Below are 16664 nucleotides of genomic sequence, written 5' to 3'. Positions count from 1 at the left end.
GTGCTTATGTCTTGGGCAGGCTGTAGCAGCGTTGGATCAGGGTCTGGTAGCGGGCGCATTCCTCCTGCCAGCGCGCATCATCCCAGTGCAGCTCCGCCTGCACCAGGGCGCGCCACTGCCGCAGCAGGGCCTGGCCGCCCAGCGGCAGCAGCAGGCCCAGGCGCGTGCGGCGCAGCAGTAAATCGTCCAGATGCGCCACGCCCTCGGCGCGGCAGGCCCAGCGCAGCTCGGCCAGGGCGATGCCGGTGTGGGCGATGGTCTGCAGCTCGCCGGCCTGCGCGCAGGCCAGCACCGCGGGCGCGCGCGCACCAAAGCGCGCCAGCCAGCGCTCGCGCAGCGCCGGGCTCAGGCCCTGCAGGGCCTGGGCCGCGCTGGACGGCGTGGGGTCGAAGATGGCGGCGGGCGTGACCAGCCCTTGCAGTGCCGGCACATGGTTCGCGGCCTGGCGCAAGGCCAGCAGGGCGGTGGAGCGAAACGTGGTGAGCTTGCCGCCGGTGACGGTGATCAGCCCCTGCTCGTCGACGATCAGATGCTCGCGCGGCTCCTTGGACGGCGCCACGTTCTTGCCCGAGGCCACCACCGGCCGCACGCCGGCCCAGGTGGCGCACACATCGGCGGGCTTGAGCGCCAGCGCCGGGAAGGCCAGCTGCATGGCGCCCAGCAGGTAGTCGAACTCGGGCTGCGTGATGCCGGGCTCCTGGGCCAGGTCCTCGCGGTGGTCCACATCGGTGGTGCCCACCAGGGTGGCGCCCTCCCAGGGCAGGGCATAGACGGGCCGGCCATCCTCGGGGTGGTAGAAGGTGATGGCCTGGGCGACGGGCAGGCGCCAGTCGGGGATCAGCAGATGGCTGCCGCGCAAGGGCCGCAGCACCGGCTTGGCACCGAGGCTGCCACGCAAATCATCGGCCCATGCGCCGGTGGCGTTGATGACGCAGCCGGCCTCGACCGTGAAGCGGCTTCCGTCCAGTGCATCGACCAGGCCGGCGCCGCAGACCTTGGCGCCCTTGCGCTGCAGGCTCTCCACGGCCAGATGGTTGAGCACCAGCGCGCCATGCGCCTCGGCCTCGGCCAGCACGCGCATCACCAGGCGGGCGTCGTCCACCTGGGCGTCCAGATAGCTCCAGCCGCCCAACAGGCCGGCGCCCTGCAGGCCCGGCGCTGCCGCCAGCAGGGCTTGCGGCTCATGCCATTGCCGGCTGCGCTGGCCGGCCAGGCGGTCGTAAAGCGCCAGGCCCAGGCCCAGCTTGCGCCGGCCATTGGCATCGCCGCGCCGCACCGGCAGCACGAAGCGCAGCGGCGTCACCAGGCCGGGGGCGTCGCGCAGCAGCGCCTGGCGCTCGTGCAGGGCCTCGCGGGTGAGGCCGATGCGGCCCTGGGCCAGGTAGCGCAGGCCACCGTGCACCAGCTTGGAGGAGCGCGAGGAGGTGCCGCTGGCAAAGTCGCGGGCCTCCACCAGGGCCACGCGCACGCCGGCGCGCGCCGCCTCCAGCGCGATGCCGGCGCCGGCAATGCCGCCGCCCACCACCAGCAGGTCCAACGGCGCGCCGCCGCCCAGCAGGGTCAGGTCTTGCGCGCGCTTCATCGGGGCTGAGGCGGCAGCAGGTTGCCGCTTGCCATCACGCCCTGCGGGTCGAAATGCGCCACCAGCGCCTGCAGGCCCTGCATGCCGCGCGCGCCCTTCTCATGGGCCAGGTAGGGCGCGTGGTCCTTGCCCACGCCATGCTGGTGGCTGATGGTGCCGCCGCTGGCGACGATGGCCTGGCTGACCGCGCCCTTGAGCGCCTGCCAGCGCGCCCAGGCGCGCTCGAAATCGGGGCCGGTGCGGAACACAAAGGTCGAGTAGACGCTGGAACCCTGGGCATAGACATGCGAGAGATGGGTGTAGGCATGGCAGCGCTCGCCGAGGGCCGCCAGGGCCTCGCGCCCGGCCGCCTCGATGGCCGCCATGGTGGCCGGCACGCGCGGCCAGTCCACCGCGGTTTCCATGGTGTCCACCGCATAGCCCTGGGCCCACAGCGCATTGCGCAGATAGACGCCGCGGAAGCGGTTCGCCTGCCATTTGGCACCCAGCAGCGTGCCGGTGGAAACGCCGCCATGGCGCTTGAGGATGGCGCGGGCCTGGGCCTGCATCGCCGCCACCTGCGCCTTGCTGCCGGTGAGGCCCATCATCAGCAGCACCTTGTCGCCGGCCGCGCAGCCGCGCAGCGCCAGGTAGCGCTCCAGCCAGGCGATGGCCTTGGCGTGGCCGGCCAGGCGCAGGGTGGTGAGGGTTTCGATCGGGTTCGAGAGGCGCAGCATCGAGAGCCCCAGGCGTGCCTGCGCCAGCTCGCGCGCCGCCGCCTCGCCCTCGGCCCAACCGGGCAGGAACACGCCGACGAAGCGCTCGCAGGCGGGCAGGCGCTGCACGCGCACGCTGGCCTCGGTTAGCACGCCCAGCCGCCCCTCCGAGCCCAGCACCCACTCGCGCAGGTCGGGGCCGGCGGCGCTGGCCGGGAAGGTGGGGATTTCCAGCGTGCCGGTGGGCGTCTCGAGCCGGCCGCCGGCAAACATGGCCTCGATGCGACCATAACGCGCCGATTGCTGGCCCGAGCTGCGCGTGACGATCCAGCCGCCCAGGGTGGCGTATTCGTAACTCTGCGGGTAATGGCCCAGCATCCAGCCCTGGGCGCGCAGCTGGGCTTCGAGATCCGGGCCGGCCACGCCGGCCTGGAAGCTCGCCAGCTGCGAGACAGTGTCCAGCTGCAGCAGCTTGCGCAGGCGCGACAGCATCAGCGTCAGCACCGGCCTGCTGTCGCCGCTTTCACCCGCCGCCGGTGGGCTCAGATGGCCCACCACGCTGGTGGCGCCGCCGCAGGGAATCACGATGGCGCCCACCGCGGCGGCCCAGTCCAGCAGCTCGCGCACCTGGGCCGAGCTCTCGGGCCAGGCCACGCCATCGCTGACGCGGCCGATGCGGCCGAAGCGCAGGCGCAGCCAATCGCCCATGCTCTGGCCGAAGCTGGCCTGCAGGCGGTGCTCGGGCGCGCTGCTCACCAGCGGGTGCGGCGGCAGGCGCGAAGGCTGCTGTGCCACCTGGGCCAGCGCGGCTTCCAGCGAGGCGTCCTGTGGCGCCTCGGTGGCGCCGATCTGCTGGCGCAAAAAGGCCAGGGCATCGGGGTTCAGTTCGGCGTTGATGGTGTCATCGCCCCAGCCATTCCAGCGTCGCATGCTTGTCCCTTCTCACTCTTGGATCTGCACAACAGCCGCCAGCATAGGGACTTGCGCCGCGCCTGGCTTGCTTCTTGATGCCATGGCGCTTGCGCGATGGCGCCACGATGCGAAACTCCCCACACACCGGAGCCTTGCCATGCCACAGGAAGCCCTTTCGACGCCGCCCAGGCCCAGCGATTTCCCCGCCGACGGCGGCTGCGATTGCCGCGCCGTGCGCTACCGGCTCACGAGCGCGCCGATGTTCGTGCATTGCTGTCATTGCCGCTGGTGCCAGCGCGAGACCGGCTCGGCCTTTGCGCTCAACGCCATCATCGAGGCCGACCGGGTGCAGACCCTGGGCCTGGACCCCGAGCTGGTGAACACGCCCTCGGCGAGCGGCGCCGGCCAGCTGATCGCGCGCTGCCCGCATTGCAGGATCGCGCTGTGGAGCAATTACGGCGGGGCCGGGCCAGCGCTGCGCTTCGTGCGCGTGGGCACGCTCGACCAGCCCGATCTGCTGGGCCCCGATGTGCACATCTTCACCGCCAGCAAGCAGCCCTGGGTGCAGCTCTCGGGCGCGGTGCCGGCCTGCGAGGAATACTACGAGCGCGAGCGGCTGTGGCCGGCCGCGAGCCTGGCCAGGCGTGCCGCCCTGCAGCCGCTGATCGAGGCCTACCAGGCGGCGCTGCGCCGCGGCCGCTAGCTGGCGGCGGCCTCGGCATCACCCGATCGTCAATTCCCGGAGTCTCCAACCATGCGCGCTGCCCTCAGCATCCTCGGCCTCGTGATCGCCTTCGCCGTCGTCATGTTCGTGATGAAGAAGCAGGTGCAGCAACTGCCCAAGCCCGCACCGGCGGCCAGCGCAGCGGCGGCGCAGCCACAGGCCCTGCCCAATCCGCAGGCGCTGGGCCAACAAGTACAAAGCGCGCTGGAGCTGGGGGCTCAGCGCGCTTCGGATGCCAACCCCTGAGGGGGCTCGGCAGCTGTGGCTTAGATCGCCTCGGTACGCAGCAGCAGCCAGTCCAGCGCCGCGCCGCTCACCAGCGGCTGCAGGCGGCGGCGCACCTCGGCGTGGTACTGGTTCAGCCAGGCGATCTCTTCCGCGTTGAGCAGCTCGCGCGCGATGCAGCGCGTGTCGATCGGGCACAGGGTGAGCGTTTCGAAGGCCAGCATCTCGCCGAACGCGCCCTGTTCGGGGGTGTCCAGCGCCACGTTCAGCACCAGGTTCTCGATGCGCACGCCCCATTGCCCCGGCCGGTAGAGGCCGGGCTCGATCGAGGTGATCATGCCGGGCTCCATCGCCATATTGGCGTCGGGCACCGCCTTGGAGATGCTTTGCGGGCCCTCGTGCACATTCATGAAGTAGCCCACACCATGGCCGGTGCCGTGGCCGTAGTCCAGGCCATGAGCCCACATCGGCGCACGCGCGATCGCGTCCAGCATGGGGCTCAGCGTGCCGCGCGGGAAGCAGGTGCGCGAGAGCGCGATCGTGCCCTTGAGCACCAGGGTGTAATCGCGCTGATGGGCGGGCGTGATGCTGCCGATCTTCCAGACGCGCGTGATGTCGGTGGTGCCGCCCAGGTACTGGCCGCCCGAGTCGATCAGCAGCAGGCCGTCGCCTTCGATCACCGCATGCGAGGCCTCGGTGGCGCGGTAATGCGGCAGGGCGCCATTGGCATTGAAGCCGGCGATGGTGGAGAAGCTCAGGCCCTTGAAGCCGGGGCGCTTTGCGCGCGCGGCGCTGAGCTGTTCGTCGATGGTGAGTTCGGTGATGCGTTCCTTGCCCAGCGCGGCCTCGAACCAGGCATAGAACTCGCACATGGCCGCGCCGTCCTGCTCCATGGCCTCGCGCACGAACCGGGCCTCGGCCTCGGTCTTGCGGCTCTTGGCCAGGGTGCTGGGGTTGATCGCCTCGATCACGCGCGCGCCGGCCGCAACCGCCTCGCGCAGGCCCAGGGTGACGCGGCGCGGGTCCATCAGCACGGTGGCGCCGGCGGGCAGGGCGGCCAGGGCGGCGGGCGCCTGGGCATAGTCGGCCAGGCTCACGCCGTCCTTGGCCAGCGTGGCCCGCAGGGCAGCATCGATCTTGCCGGGGGCAACGAACAGGGTCAGCCCGGCGGCGTCCAGCAGCGCGTGGGCGATGAACACCGGGTTGTAGGAGACATCGGCACCGCGCAGGTTCAGCAGCCAGGCCACGTCGTCGACACTGGAGATGAAATGGTGGCTGGCGCCATGGCGGGCCATGGCGGCGCGCAGCTGGGCCAGCTTGTCGGCGCGCGTGGCGGTGGCTTGCGGCGGCAGGTGCTCGTAGACCGGCGCGCCGGGCAGGCCGGGCCGGCCCTCCCAGATCCGCTCGATCAGGTCGAGCTCGGTGCGCAGTGTGATGCCGGCCTTGAGCATGGCGGCACGCAGCTGCTGCGCCAGCGCCAGGCCCAGCACCTGGCCGTCCACGGCCAGGCTCTCGCCGCGCTTGAGCTGCTCGGCGATCCAGTCGATGAAATGGGTGGCGGCGGCGCTGTTGACCTTGAAGAGCTCGATGCCGGTGCCGGCCAGCTCGGCCTCGGCCTGGGTCCAGTAGCGGCTGTCGGCGAACAGCACGGCGCGGTCCAGGCCGATCACCAGGGTGGCCACCGAGCCGGTGAAGCCCGACAGCCATTGGCGCGCCTGCCAGCGCTCGGGCAGGTATTCGGAGAGATGCGGGTCGGCGCTGGGCACCAGGCAGGCATGCACGCCCGCGTTCTTCATGGCATCGCGCAGGGCGGCGACGCGCAGGGTGATGGTGTGGGTGCGGGTGTCCATGGCTTGCTTGTCTGCTCCGTGGGCCATGCGTCAGGCCTGATGGGCATGCGCCGGCCCTGTCATTGAAGGGTGGCGCGAATTGTAGGCGGCGAGCCCCATGCCTCGCCGTCCCGAGGGTCATGGCCGCCGCGGCCGCCTTTTTGGAGGAGGCCGCGGGGGCTCAGGGCGCAAAGCGCAGCCAGCCATCGACGCCGCTGTCGAAATCGAATTGCCACCATTCGTCGCCGCCGCTGAACACCGGGCCGGCCGTGACGCCGCCCCAGGCGCCCTTGCCCTGACTGCCGATGACGTTGCCACCGACGCTGGCGTAGACGGTGGTCTTGCCGCTGAGCTTGACGCGCTGGCCCAGGCTGAAGCGCCAGGTGGTGGCCGTGGCCGTGCTGCTGAGGGCGGAGGCGTTGCCCGCAGCGTCAAGGGCCTGCACCTGGTAGTTGTAGGTGGTACGCGCGCTCAGCCCGGTATCGCGGAAGCTGATGGCGCTGCTGCTGCCGACCACACCGCCATTGCGCAGCACACGATAGCCGCTGACGCCGACGTTGTCGGTGGCGGCGCTCCAGACCAGCTGCACGCCGCTGGCTGAGTCCGCGCTCGCGCTCAGCGAGCTAGGGGTGCTGGGCGGATTGGTGTCGCCGGTGCCAACGGCCTGCTCATAGGCGCCGAGATCCGGGGCCGAGCCCTGGTAGCTCAGGCCCACATTGACACCCGCGTCCACCAGGTCACTGCCGGCCGCCAGACGCAGGAAGCCCGAGGTCGGGAGACTGCCATCGGCGGCACGCGCAGCCGTGGCGCTGCTGGCAACAAGGCTCTGGAAGTCGGCCGCGTTCACGCTCACCGGCAGGGTCCAGCTGTTGTGATCCGCCACCGAGCCGGCCGCGCCGCAGCACACCGAAACGCCAAGCGCACCCGCGTACGCCAAGTTGTTGCGCAGCACATGGGCAGTGGTCCAGAACGCATAGTCGTAGCGGCCATTGGCATAGGCCGTATTGCTGTGCAGGGTTAGCGGCTGGGTGGCGTCGTTCTCGTCAAACCCCTTGTTGCGATTGCCCCAGGAGACATTGAAACGCAGCGTGTGCCCGCCCGAACTGCCGCTGGTATTGGCGCGGCGCCCGCCCAGCTTGAAGCCATTGCCGTCTCCGATGCTGGCCGTTCCGTTCTCCAGGTAGCCGTTCTCGAAGGCCCAGTTGCCTTCCAGCGTCAAGGGCGCGGCCAGACTGTTGTCGAAGATGTTGAAGAAGTCGAAGCCGTCGTCCGAATTGCGCCAGGCGCGGTTGCCCCGCAACACATTGCCGGCGCCGGTGGTGCTGACCTGGAAGCCGTCGGCATTGCTGTCCTGCAGGTCGCGGTTGTGGTGCGAATCGTTGTTGAGAAGCAGGTTGTCCGCCGAGCTGCCGTACAGGCTGATGCCCTTGCCCTCCCACTGCGCCAGCCGACCGTTGTGGTGCACGTCCAGGCCTTCGATCAGGTTGTGATGCGAGGCTCCGAGGATCACGAGGCCGCCCATCGGCCCGTTCGTGATCTCCAGTCCCTTCAGGTGCACCCAGGAGGCGTTGTTCAGCACCAGAGGCCAGCCGCTGTAGTAGCCGGTGCTGCTCATCGCAGCGGCGTCCAGCACCGGACGCTCGCCGGGATAGGCGTGGATTTTCAGCAGATTGCCGCTGGCCCCGCTCTTGCTGACGTTGATGCTGCTGCTGAGGCCGTAACTGCCGCCACGCAGGTAGACCGTGTCGCCCGCCCCGGCCAGGGTGAGGGCCTTGCCGAGCGTGGCGAGCGGCGCGCTCAAGCTGCCCGGATTGCTGTCGCTGCCGTTCGGCGCCACGATGTACTCGGCCGCGTGCGCGGCGGGGCTGAGGACGAGCAGCAGGGCCGTGAGGCCGCTGAAGACGGCTTGGTGCTTGGTCATGGGGCGGAGCCTGGTGGCTTGGTTGATCGAGTCGCGATTATTGGGGTTTGTTCGCGCCGGCCCTCGCCTGCCGGCGTGGCTGTTCCGTACTCACAGCTCGGTGCGCACCGCCCACAGTTCCGGGAACAGCACCACGTCCAGCATCTTGCGCAGATAGCCCACGCCCGAGGTGCCGCCGGTGCCGCGCTTGAAGCCGATCACGCGCTCCACCGTGGTGACATGGCGGAAGCGCCAGAGCCGGAAGGCGTCTTCCAGGTCCACCAGCTCTTCGGCCATCTGGTAGAGATCCCAATGCGCTTGCGGGTCGCGGTAGACCTGCAGCCAGGCCTGCTTGACGCCCTCGCTGGCGGCATAGGGCTCGGTCCAGTCGCGCTGCAGATGGCTGGCGGGCACGGCGATGCCGCGCTTGGCCAGCAGCTGCAGCACCACGTCGTAGAGCGAGGGTGCCTGGTAGGCGGCCTGCACCTGGTTCAGCAGATCCGGCCGGTGCGCATGCGGCTTGAGCATGGCTGAATTCTTGTTGCCGAGCATGAACTCGATCTCGCGGTACTGCCAGCTCTGGAAGCCACTGCTGTTGGAGAGGTAGGGCCGGATGGCGGTGTACTCGGGCGGCGTCATGGTGGCCAGCACATCCCAGGCGTGCACCAGCTGCTCCATGATGCGCGAGACGCGCGCCAGCATCTTGAAGGCCTCGGGCAGGCGCTCCTCGGCCACGCAGGCCACGGCGGCGTGCAGCTCGTGCAGCATCAGCTTCATCCACAGCTCCGAGGTCTGGTGCTGCACGATGAAGAGCATCTCGTTGTGCTCGGGCGAGAGCGGATGCTGGGCGGTCAGCACCTGGTCGAGCTTGAGGTAGTCGCCGTAGCTCATGTCCTTGGAGAAGTCGAGCTGGGCGCCCTCGTCCTTGACGATGGCTTCGGTGGAGTGGTGCGGGCAGCTCATGTGACGGCGGCTTTCTGGTTGAATTGTTCCTGCTTCCACTCTTGGGTGGACAGCACTTGCACGAGGTGCTCCACCGCGTCGTAGACCTCGGTGTAGCCGATGTAGAGCGGGGTGAAGCCGAAGCGCAGGATGTGCGGCATGGCTTGCAGATTGGCCGGGTCGCCGGCGCGGAAGTCACCGATCACGCCGCGCGCGATCAGGGCCTGCACCACCGCATAGCTGGCATGCTCCAGCGGTGCGGCCAGGCTCAGGCAGACCTGGCTGCCGCGCTGGGCGGCCTGGCGCGGCGAGGCCACGCGCACGCCCAGCTTGGCGCAGCGCTCGTCCACCAGCTCGATGAAGAGCTCGGTGAGGGCCAGGGACTTCTGGCGCAGCGCCTGCATGCCACCCATGGGTTCGGCGGCCAGCAGGGTGTCGACGCCGCATTCCAGCGCCGCCATCGAGAGCACCGCCGGCGTGCCGCAGAGATAGCGCTGGATGCCCGGTGCGGGTTGGTAGTTGGGCGTGAACTGGAAGGGCGCGGCGTGGCCCATCCAGCCCGACAGCGGCTGCCAGAAACGCTCGGCATGGCGCGGATGCGCCCACACGAAGGCGGGCGCGCCGGGGCCGCCGTTCAGGTACTTGTAGCCGCAGCCGATGGCGAAGTCGGCGTCCGCGCCCTTGAGGTCCACCGGCACGGCGCCGGCCGAGTGGGCCAGGTCCCAGATCACCAGCGCGCCGGCGGCATGGGCCGCGGCGGTGATGGCCTTCATGTCGTGCAGATAGCCGCTGCGGTAGTTCACGCCGGTGAGCATCAGCACCGCCAGTTCGCCGTTCAGCGTGGCGGGGATCTCGTCCACGCTGTCCACCAGCTTCAGCGTCAGGCCATGCTGTTGGGCCAGGCTCTCGGCGATGTAGAGATCGGTGGGGAAGTTGCTGCGCTCGGAGACGATCAGCTTGCGCGCCGGAGCGTCGGCGCGGCTGATGCGCAGCGCGGCCGAGAGCACCTTGTAGAGGTTCAGCGAGGTGGAGTCGGCCACCACCAGCTCGCCGGCATCGGCACCCACCAGGCGTGCGATCTTGTTGCCGATGCGGGCCGGCAGGTCGATCCAGCCGGCGCTGTTCCAGCTCTTGATGAGGTCGTGGCCCCATTCCTGGGTGATGACCTGCTGCACGCGGCCGAGCGCGGTTTTCGGCAGCACGCCGAGCGAATTGCCGTCCAGATAGATCACGCCGGCGGGCAGATCGAATTGGTGGCGCAGCTCGCGCAAGGGGTCTTCGGCGTCGCGGACGTCGCAGTCTTGTCGGGTGGTCACGTGGGGTTCTCCTTCAGAGTTCGCGCAAAACCGCGCGCACGGGTGATGCACAGGCCCCGGCCAGCTTGAGCGGCAGGGCGATGAGTTCGTAGTCGCCCTCGGGCACCTCGTCGAGCACGAGGTTCTCGAGCACGCGCAGGTTCAGGCGCAAGAGCTGCTGATGGCTGGCCAGGCTTTTGCTGCTGGCCGGGTCCACCGAGGGCGTGTCCAGCCCGATCAGCTTGACACCCTGCGCGGCCAGCCACTCAACCGTCTCGGGCGCATAGGCCGTGAAGTCGGGGTTCCAAACGGTGTCGGCGCGCGCGCAGCAGCGCACCAGCACGCGCTCGGGTAAGGGCGCGCCGGCCGCATGCTGCAGATCTTCGATGCGGATCAGCGGGCCGCAGCCGATCGCGTGGATGACGCGGCAGGGGCCCAGATAGGCCTGCAGGTCCACCTCGGCGGCCGAGGCGACGCCATCGGCATAGTGCAGCGGCGCATCGGCATGCGCGCCAACATGGGGCGACATGGTGATGGCGCTGAGGTTCACCGGGCAGTCGGGCGAGAGGCGCGCGGTCCAGCGCAGCGCATAGGGCTCGTCGCCGGGGAAGATGGGCGCATCCGCTGCCACCAGCGGCGAGATGTCCCAGAGTCTCTTGTTCATCGGGATTCCTTCGATCGGCGCGCACCTTATCAAGGCTTCCGGTGCCGTGGTGTCGGTTAATTCCAACAGGAAACGCGCTGCCTGGAAAGTCCCGCTCGCAGCGGGGTACGAGCGCGGGAATGTCCGTAGTCTGGCACATTTTCTATTTAATTGACACCTAAACGATCTAGGCCTAAAGTTCGCCGCAGGCTCAGCAAACATTAGGCAAGGTTCACGATCATGCGCATCACCTGCATAGGCGGAGGGCCGGCCGGCCTCTATTTCGGGCTGCTGATGAAGAAGCTCAATCCGGCGCATGACATCACCGTGGTGGAGCGCAACAAGCCCTACGACACCTTTGGCTGGGGCGTGGTGTTCTCCGATGCCACGATGGAGAACATGCGTGCCTGGGATCCGGAGACGGCCGCCGAGATCCAGGAGGCCTTCAACCACTGGGACGACATCGAGCTGCACTTCAAGGGCCGCGCCATCCGCTCGGGTGGCCATGGCTTTGTGGGCATTGGCCGCAAGAAGCTGCTCAACATCCTGCAGGCGCGCTGCGAGGCGCTGGGCGTGAAGCTGGTGTTTGAGTGCGACGCGCAGTCCGACGAGGACTATGCCGACTCCGACCTCATCATCGCCAGCGACGGCATCAACTCGCGCATCCGCGGCCGCTACGCGGAGGTCTTCAAGCCCGACATCGTGACGCGCCCGAACCGCTATATCTGGCTGGGCACGCACAAGAACTACGACGCCTTCAACTTCCTGTTCGAGAAGACCGAGCATGGCTGGTTCCAGGCCCATGTCTACAAGTTCGACGAGCAGACCACCACCTTCATCGTCGAATGCCCCGAGCATGTCTGGCTGGCCCATGGCCTGGACCAGGCCGACCAGGAGCAGTCGATCGCCTTCTGCGAGCAGCTCTTCGCCAAGAACCTGCAGGGCGCCAAGCTGATGACCAATGCGCGCCATCTGCGCGGCTCGGCCTGGCTGAACTTCCAGCGCGTGGTGTGCGAGCAATGGTCGCTGCAGAACCGGCATGGCAGCCATGTGGTGCTGATGGGCGATGCGGTGCACACGGCGCATTTCGCGATCGGCTCGGGCACCAAGCTGGCGATCGAGGATGCGATCGAGCTGACGCGGCTGTTCAAGGAGCAGGGCGACGAGGCCGGCCACATCCCGCAAGTGCTGGCCGACTACCAGGCGGCGCGCCGCATCGAGACCCTGCGCCTGCAGAACGCGGCCTGGAACGCGATGGAGTGGTTCGAGGTCTGCGGCCTGCGCTACTGCGACCAGCTGGATCCCGAGCAGTTCATGTACTCGATGCTGACGCGCAGCCAGCGCATCAGCCACGAGAACCTGCGCCTGCGCGACAAGGCCTGGCTGGAGGGCTATGAGCGCTGGTTCGCCGCACGCGCCGGCCTCGAGCGCGACCCGGCTCAGCCCGCCGTGCCGCCGATGTTCACGCCCTACACGCTGCGCTCGGTGACGCTGAAGAACCGCGTCGTGGTTTCGCCGATGGCGCAGTACTCGGCGGTGGACGGCATCGCCGGCGACTACCACCTGGTGCACCTGGGCGCGCGCGCCATGGGTGGCGCCGGCCTGGTGTTCGCGGAGATGACCTGCGTGAGCGCGGATGCCCGCATCACGCCCGGCTGCCCAGGCCTGTGGACCGATGCGCAGGGCGCGGCCTGGAAGCGCATCGTCGACTGGGTGCATGCCAACTCCGACGCCAAGATGGCCATCCAGCTGGGCCATGCCGGCGCCAAGGGCTCGACGCGGCGCGCCTGGGATGGCATCGACCGGCAGCTGCTGGAGACCGATACGGAACCGAACTGGCCGCTGATCAGCGCCTCGCCCCAGCAGTATCTGGAGGGTGTGAGCCAGCTCTCGCGGGCCATGGACCGCGCCGATATGGACCGCGTGAAGGCCGACTTCGTCGCCGCCGCGCAGCGCGCCGCCGCGGCCGGCTTCGATTGGCTGGAGCTGCATTGCGCGCACGGCTACCTGCTCTCATCCTTCATCTCGCCGCTCACCAACCGGCGCAGCGACGAGTACGGAGGCAGCCTGGAAAACCGCCTGCGCTATCCGCTCGAGGTGTTTGCCGCGGTGCGCGCCGCCTGGCCGGCGCAGCTGCCGATGTCGGTGCGCATCTCGGCGCACGACTGGGTGGAGGGTGGCATCACCCCGGCCGACGCTGTGTTGATTGCCAAGGCCTTCAAGGCCGCCGGTGCCGACCTGATCGACTGCTCCTCGGGCCAGGTCAGCAAGCAGGAAAAGATCACCTTCGGCCGCATGTTCCAGACCCCGTTCGCCGACCGCGTGCGCCAGGAGGCCGGCATCCCCACCATCGCGGTGGGCGCGATCAGCGAGGCCGACCATGTGAACTCCATCATCGCCGCCGGCCGCGCCGACCTCTGCGCGGTGGCCCGCCCGCACCTGGCGAATCCGGCCTGGACCCTCACCGAGGCCGCCAAGATCGGCTTCACCGAACTGGCCTGGCCCAAGCAATACCGCTCGGCCAAGCCGCAGATGGAGAGCCTGTTTGCGCGGGCCAAGGCGCAGCCATGAGCGAGTTGCACGATCTGCACGCGGTGGTCACGGGCGGTGGCTCGGGCATCGGCGCCGCGGTGGCGCGCGAGTTATTGCTGCGCGGCGCCCGCGTCACCCTGATGGGGCGTGACTTGGCGCGCTTGCAGGCGCAGCGCGCCCGCCTCACCGAGCTGGGCCCGGTGGCCGAGCAGCGCTGTGACGTGGCTGATGAGGCCAGCGTGCAGGCCGCGTTTGCCGCCGCTGCGGCGGACTTCGGCGCCATCGACATCCTCGTCAACAACGCCGGCCAGGCCCAGACCGCGCCGTTTGTGAAGACCAGCCTGGTCGAGTGGCAGCAGATGCTGCAGGTCAACCTCACCGGCACCTTTTTGTGCACCCAGCAGGTGGTGGCGGACATGGCCGAGCGCGGCTTTGGCCGCATCATCAATGTGGCCAGCACCGCTTCGCTGAAGGGTTATGCCTATGTGGCGGCCTACTGCGCCGCCAAGCATGGGGTGCTGGGCCTGACGCGCGCGCTGGCGCTGGAAATGGCCAAGAAGGGCGTGACGGTGAATGCTGTCTGCCCCGGCTATACCGAGACCGAGATCGTCGAGCAGGCGGTGGCCAATATCGTCGCCAAGACCGGGCGCACGGCCGAGGCGGCGCGCCAGCAGCTGGCCGCGGGGAATCCGCAGGGCCGCCTGGTGCAGCCCGAGGAGGTAGCGCACACGGTGGCTTGGCTGGCCTCGCGCGGCGCCAGCGCGATGACGGGCCAGGCGATTGCCGTCTGTGGCGGGGAGTGGTCATGAATCTGATCGATGCCATCGAAGGCCTGGGGCCGGATCTGGAATCCCGTGTGGTGGCCGATGACCACCAGGCGCTCAAGCTCTGGCTGCGCCTGCTGGCCTGCACCACCCGCATCGAGGGCCAGATCCGCAAGCGCCTGAGCCAGGACTTCGCCACCACGCTGCCGCGCTTCGACCTGCTGGCCCAGCTGGAGCGCCACCCCGACGGCCTGGCGATGCGCGAACTCTCGCAGCGCCTGATGGTCACGGGCGGCAATATCACCGGCATCACCGACCAGCTGGAGGCGGAAGGCCTGGTGCTGCGCGTGCCGCATCCCAGCGATCGGCGCTCCTTCAGCGTCAGGCTCACGCCCGCCGGCCGGCGCCAGTTCAAGAAGATGGCGGCCACCCACGAGGGCTGGATCATCGAGCTGCTGGGCGGCTGGGCGCCCGAGCAGAAGGCCCAGGTCTACGGCCTGCTGGCCGACCTCAAGCAACACCTGGGCGGCCTGGAAGCCGCGCCCGCGGCGGACATAAAGAAGCCGGCCCGCAAGGAAGCAAGAAAAAGTAGGAAGGCATCATCATGACCCGAGCCATCGATTCGCATCTGGCCGGCGGCAACCGCCGCAGCCTCGCCGGCTACCAACCCGAGCATTTCCTCTGGCGCCAGCAGGGCGGCGTGGGCGTGATCACGCTGAACCGCCCGGAGCGCAAGAATCCCCTGACCTTCGAGTCCTACGCCGAGCTGCGCGATCTGTTCCGCGTGCTCTGCTATGTGGACGAGGTCAAGACCATCGTGGTGCAGGGCGCGGGCGGCAACTTCTGCTCGGGTGGCGACGTGCACGAGATCATCGGCCCGCTGACCCAGATGACCATGCCGGACCTGCTGGCCTTCACGCGCATGACCGGCGATCTGGTCAAGGCCATGCGGGCCTGCCCGCAGCCCATCGTGGCGGCCATCGACGGCGTGTGTGCCGGTGCCGGCGCCATCATGGCGATGGCCTCGGACCTGCGCGTGGGCACGGCGCGCTCCAAGCTGGCGTTTCTGTTCTCGCGCGTCGGCCTGGCCGGCTGCGACATGGGCGCTTGCGCCATCCTGCCGCGCATCATCGGCCAGGGGCGCGCCTCGGACCTGCTCTACTCGGGCCGCTCGCTGGGTGGCGAGGAAGCCTACCAATGGGGGTTCCACAACCGCCTGGCCGAGCCCGAGGCCCTGGAGGCCACGGCCCTGCAATGGGCGCAGGAAATCGCCAGCGGCCCCACCTTCGGCCACGCCATGACCAAGAAGATGCTGCACCAGGAGTGGTCCATGAGCGTGGACGACGCCATCGAGGCCGAGGCCCTGGCCCAGGCGGTCTGCATGATGACGCAGGATTTCCAGCGCGCCTATCACGCCTTTGTCGCGAAGCAGAAACCTGTATTCGAGGGAGACTGACCATGCATCTCAAACACCTTGAATGGCCCTTCTTCGACGACAAGCATCGTCAACTCGCCGGTGAGCTCGACGCCTGGTGTGCTGCCCATCTGCATGCCGGCCATGGGCAAGACATCGACGCGGAATGCCGTTCCCTGGTCAAGACCCTGGGCGAGGGCGGCTGGCTCAAGCATGCGATCGCCGGCCAGGCCCTGGGCGGCGCGGCGGAGGTGATCGACACCCGCGCCATCTGCCTCTTGCGCGAGACCCTGGCGCGCTACAACGGGCTGGCCGATTTCGCCTTCGCGATGCAGGGCCTGGGCTCGGGTGCGATCTCGCTGGCTGGCACGGACGCGCAGCGCGAACGTTATCTGCCGCGCGTGGCGCGCGGCGAGGCGCTGGCCGCGTTTGCGCTCTCCGAACCCGAGGCGGGCTCGGATGTGGCCGCGATGCAGTGCAGCGCCGTCGAGGACGGCGATGCCTATGTGCTGAACGGCGAGAAGACCTGGATCTCCAACGGCGGCATCGCCGACTTCTATGTGCTGTTTGCCCGCACTGGCGAACAGCCGGGAGCGCGCGGCATCAGCGCCTTCATCGTCGATGCCGGGCTGCCGGGCTTCGAGATCGCCGAGCGCATCGAAGTGATCGCCCCGCATCCGCTGGCGCGCCTGAAGTTCACGAATTGCCGCGTGGCCAAGAGCCAGATGATTGGCGCGCCGGGCGAGGGCTTCAAGGTGGCGATGCGCACGCTGGACGTGTTCCGCACCTCGGTGGCCGCGGCCTCGCTGGGCTTTGCGCGCCGCGCCCTGCAGGAGGGGCTGCAGCAGGCCAGGGAAAGAAAAATGTTCGGCGCCACGCTGGCCGACCTGCCGCTCACCCAGGCCAAGCTGGCCGACATGGCCTGCACGGTGGACAGCTCGGCGCTGCTGGTCTACCGCGCCGCCTGGCAGCGCGACCAGGGCAAGAACGTGACGCGCGAGGCCGCCATGGCCAAGCTGATGGCCACCGAGGGCGCACAGCGCGTCATCGATGCAGCGGTGCAGCTGTTCGGCGGCCGCGGCGTGAAGAGCGGCGAGATGGTCGAGTCGCTCTACCGCGAGATCCGCGCGCTGCGCATCTACGAGGGCGCCAGCGAGGTCCAGCAGCTCATCATCGGACGCGACTTGTTGAAGAACAACGGCTAGAG

General features: G+C 69.0%; 14 protein-coding genes. 7 read left to right on the top strand and 7 right to left on the bottom strand.

Annotated features, from left to right (window positions below; translation table 11 throughout):
- Positions 1–4: 4 nt before the first annotated feature.
- Complete coding sequence (locus AC3WQY_RS07600) at positions 5–1582, bottom strand: glycerol-3-phosphate dehydrogenase/oxidase (protein ID WP_492707152.1); 1578 nt, start codon at positions 1580–1582, stop codon at positions 5–7.
- The gene (locus tag AC3WQY_RS07595; RefSeq protein WP_492707150.1) at positions 1579–3207 is read right to left on the bottom strand and encodes an FAD-binding oxidoreductase; all 1629 of its coding nucleotides are present in this window, start codon (positions 3205–3207) and stop codon (positions 1579–1581) included. The genes AC3WQY_RS07600 and AC3WQY_RS07595 overlap by 4 nt, the downstream gene beginning before the upstream one ends.
- A 139-nt stretch (positions 3208–3346) precedes the next feature.
- Between AC3WQY_RS07595 and AC3WQY_RS07590 the strand changes: the two genes are divergently transcribed.
- A complete protein-coding gene (locus AC3WQY_RS07590; RefSeq protein ID WP_492707148.1) occupies positions 3347–3892 on the top strand; it encodes a GFA family protein in 546 nt (181 codons plus the stop codon).
- Between the two features lie 51 nt (positions 3893–3943).
- Positions 3944–4159, top strand: a complete 216-nt coding sequence (locus AC3WQY_RS07585; RefSeq protein WP_492707146.1) for a hypothetical protein — start codon at positions 3944–3946, stop codon at positions 4157–4159.
- A gap of 20 nt (positions 4160–4179) precedes the next feature.
- Here the strand turns inward: AC3WQY_RS07585 and AC3WQY_RS07580 are convergent, their stop codons facing one another.
- The 5 genes from AC3WQY_RS07580 to kynB all read right to left on the bottom strand — a co-directional run bounded on the left by AC3WQY_RS07580 (position 4180) and on the right by kynB (position 10768).
- A complete protein-coding gene (locus AC3WQY_RS07580) occupies positions 4180–5988 on the bottom strand; it encodes an aminopeptidase P family protein (RefSeq protein WP_285231564.1) in 1809 nt (602 codons plus the stop codon).
- 160 nt (positions 5989–6148) lie between these two features.
- Positions 6149–7888: a right-handed parallel beta-helix repeat-containing protein gene (locus tag AC3WQY_RS07575; protein ID WP_492707143.1), complete on the bottom strand. Its 1740-nt coding sequence runs from the start codon at positions 7886–7888 to the stop codon at positions 6149–6151.
- Between the two features lie 90 nt (positions 7889–7978).
- A complete protein-coding gene (gene kynA, locus AC3WQY_RS07570; protein ID WP_285231566.1) occupies positions 7979–8830 on the bottom strand; it encodes a tryptophan 2,3-dioxygenase in 852 nt (283 codons plus the stop codon).
- A complete protein-coding gene (kynU, locus tag AC3WQY_RS07565) occupies positions 8827–10125 on the bottom strand; it encodes a kynureninase (RefSeq protein ID WP_492707140.1) in 1299 nt (432 codons plus the stop codon). The genes kynA and kynU overlap by 4 nt, the downstream gene beginning before the upstream one ends.
- 13 nt (positions 10126–10138) lie before the next feature.
- Positions 10139–10768 carry an arylformamidase gene (kynB, locus tag AC3WQY_RS07560; RefSeq protein WP_492707137.1) on the bottom strand — a complete coding sequence of 210 codons (630 nt, stop codon included), beginning with the start codon at positions 10766–10768 and terminating at the stop codon, positions 10139–10141.
- Between the two features lie 219 nt (positions 10769–10987).
- Between kynB and AC3WQY_RS07555 the strand changes: the two genes are divergently transcribed.
- From AC3WQY_RS07555 to AC3WQY_RS07535, 5 genes are read left to right on the top strand one after another with little or no spacing between them, the layout of a single operon-like run.
- Entirely contained in the window at positions 10988–13318 is a 2331-nt protein-coding gene (locus tag AC3WQY_RS07555) for a bifunctional salicylyl-CoA 5-hydroxylase/oxidoreductase (RefSeq protein ID WP_492707135.1), read from the top strand.
- A complete protein-coding gene (locus tag AC3WQY_RS07550) occupies positions 13315–14088 on the top strand; it encodes an SDR family NAD(P)-dependent oxidoreductase (RefSeq protein ID WP_492707133.1) in 774 nt (257 codons plus the stop codon). Before AC3WQY_RS07555 ends, AC3WQY_RS07550 begins: the two co-directional genes overlap by 4 nt.
- The gene (locus AC3WQY_RS07545; RefSeq protein WP_285231571.1) at positions 14085–14651 is read left to right on the top strand and encodes a MarR family winged helix-turn-helix transcriptional regulator; all 567 of its coding nucleotides are present in this window, start codon (positions 14085–14087) and stop codon (positions 14649–14651) included. The genes AC3WQY_RS07550 and AC3WQY_RS07545 overlap by 4 nt, the downstream gene beginning before the upstream one ends.
- Positions 14648–15499 (top strand): enoyl-CoA hydratase family protein, encoded by an 852-nt coding sequence (locus tag AC3WQY_RS07540; RefSeq protein ID WP_285231572.1) that lies wholly within the window; start codon positions 14648–14650, stop codon positions 15497–15499. The genes AC3WQY_RS07545 and AC3WQY_RS07540 overlap by 4 nt, the downstream gene beginning before the upstream one ends.
- Positions 15500–15501: 2 nt before the next feature.
- Complete coding sequence (locus tag AC3WQY_RS07535) at positions 15502–16662, top strand: acyl-CoA dehydrogenase family protein (protein ID WP_492707128.1); 1161 nt, start codon at positions 15502–15504, stop codon at positions 16660–16662.
- The last annotated feature ends 2 nt before the right edge of the window (positions 16663–16664 follow it).

The sequence above is a fragment of the Roseateles sp. FW301-B2 genome (assembly GCF_058788955.1).
The sequence above is the reverse complement of the archived record's forward strand: the minus strand, read 5'-3'. Positions and strand labels throughout refer to the sequence as shown.

Excerpts from the sequence above, each read along its gene's own strand:
- AC3WQY_RS07600 (WP_492707152.1), bottom strand. The coding sequence starts at position 1,582 with ATGAAGCGCGCGCAAGACCTGACCCTGCTGGGCGGCGGCGCGCCGTTG.
- AC3WQY_RS07595 (WP_492707150.1), bottom strand. The coding sequence starts at position 3,207 with ATGCGACGCTGGAATGGCTGGGGCGATGACACCATCAACGCCGAACTG.
- AC3WQY_RS07590 (WP_492707148.1), top strand. The coding sequence starts at position 3,347 with ATGCCACAGGAAGCCCTTTCGACGCCGCCCAGGCCCAGCGATTTCCCC.
- AC3WQY_RS07585 (WP_492707146.1), top strand. The coding sequence starts at position 3,944 with ATGCGCGCTGCCCTCAGCATCCTCGGCCTCGTGATCGCCTTCGCCGTC.
- AC3WQY_RS07580 (WP_285231564.1), bottom strand. The coding sequence starts at position 5,988 with ATGGACACCCGCACCCACACCATCACCCTGCGCGTCGCCGCCCTGCGC.
- AC3WQY_RS07575 (WP_492707143.1), bottom strand. The coding sequence starts at position 7,888 with ATGACCAAGCACCAAGCCGTCTTCAGCGGCCTCACGGCCCTGCTGCTC.
- kynA (WP_285231566.1), bottom strand. The coding sequence starts at position 8,830 with ATGAGCTGCCCGCACCACTCCACCGAAGCCATCGTCAAGGACGAGGGC.
- kynB (WP_492707137.1), bottom strand. The coding sequence starts at position 10,768 with ATGAACAAGAGACTCTGGGACATCTCGCCGCTGGTGGCAGCGGATGCG.
- AC3WQY_RS07555 (WP_492707135.1), top strand. The coding sequence starts at position 10,988 with ATGCGCATCACCTGCATAGGCGGAGGGCCGGCCGGCCTCTATTTCGGG.
- AC3WQY_RS07550 (WP_492707133.1), top strand. The coding sequence starts at position 13,315 with ATGAGCGAGTTGCACGATCTGCACGCGGTGGTCACGGGCGGTGGCTCG.
- AC3WQY_RS07545 (WP_285231571.1), top strand. The coding sequence starts at position 14,085 with ATGAATCTGATCGATGCCATCGAAGGCCTGGGGCCGGATCTGGAATCC.
- AC3WQY_RS07540 (WP_285231572.1), top strand. The coding sequence starts at position 14,648 with ATGACCCGAGCCATCGATTCGCATCTGGCCGGCGGCAACCGCCGCAGC.
- AC3WQY_RS07535 (WP_492707128.1), top strand. The coding sequence starts at position 15,502 with ATGCATCTCAAACACCTTGAATGGCCCTTCTTCGACGACAAGCATCGT.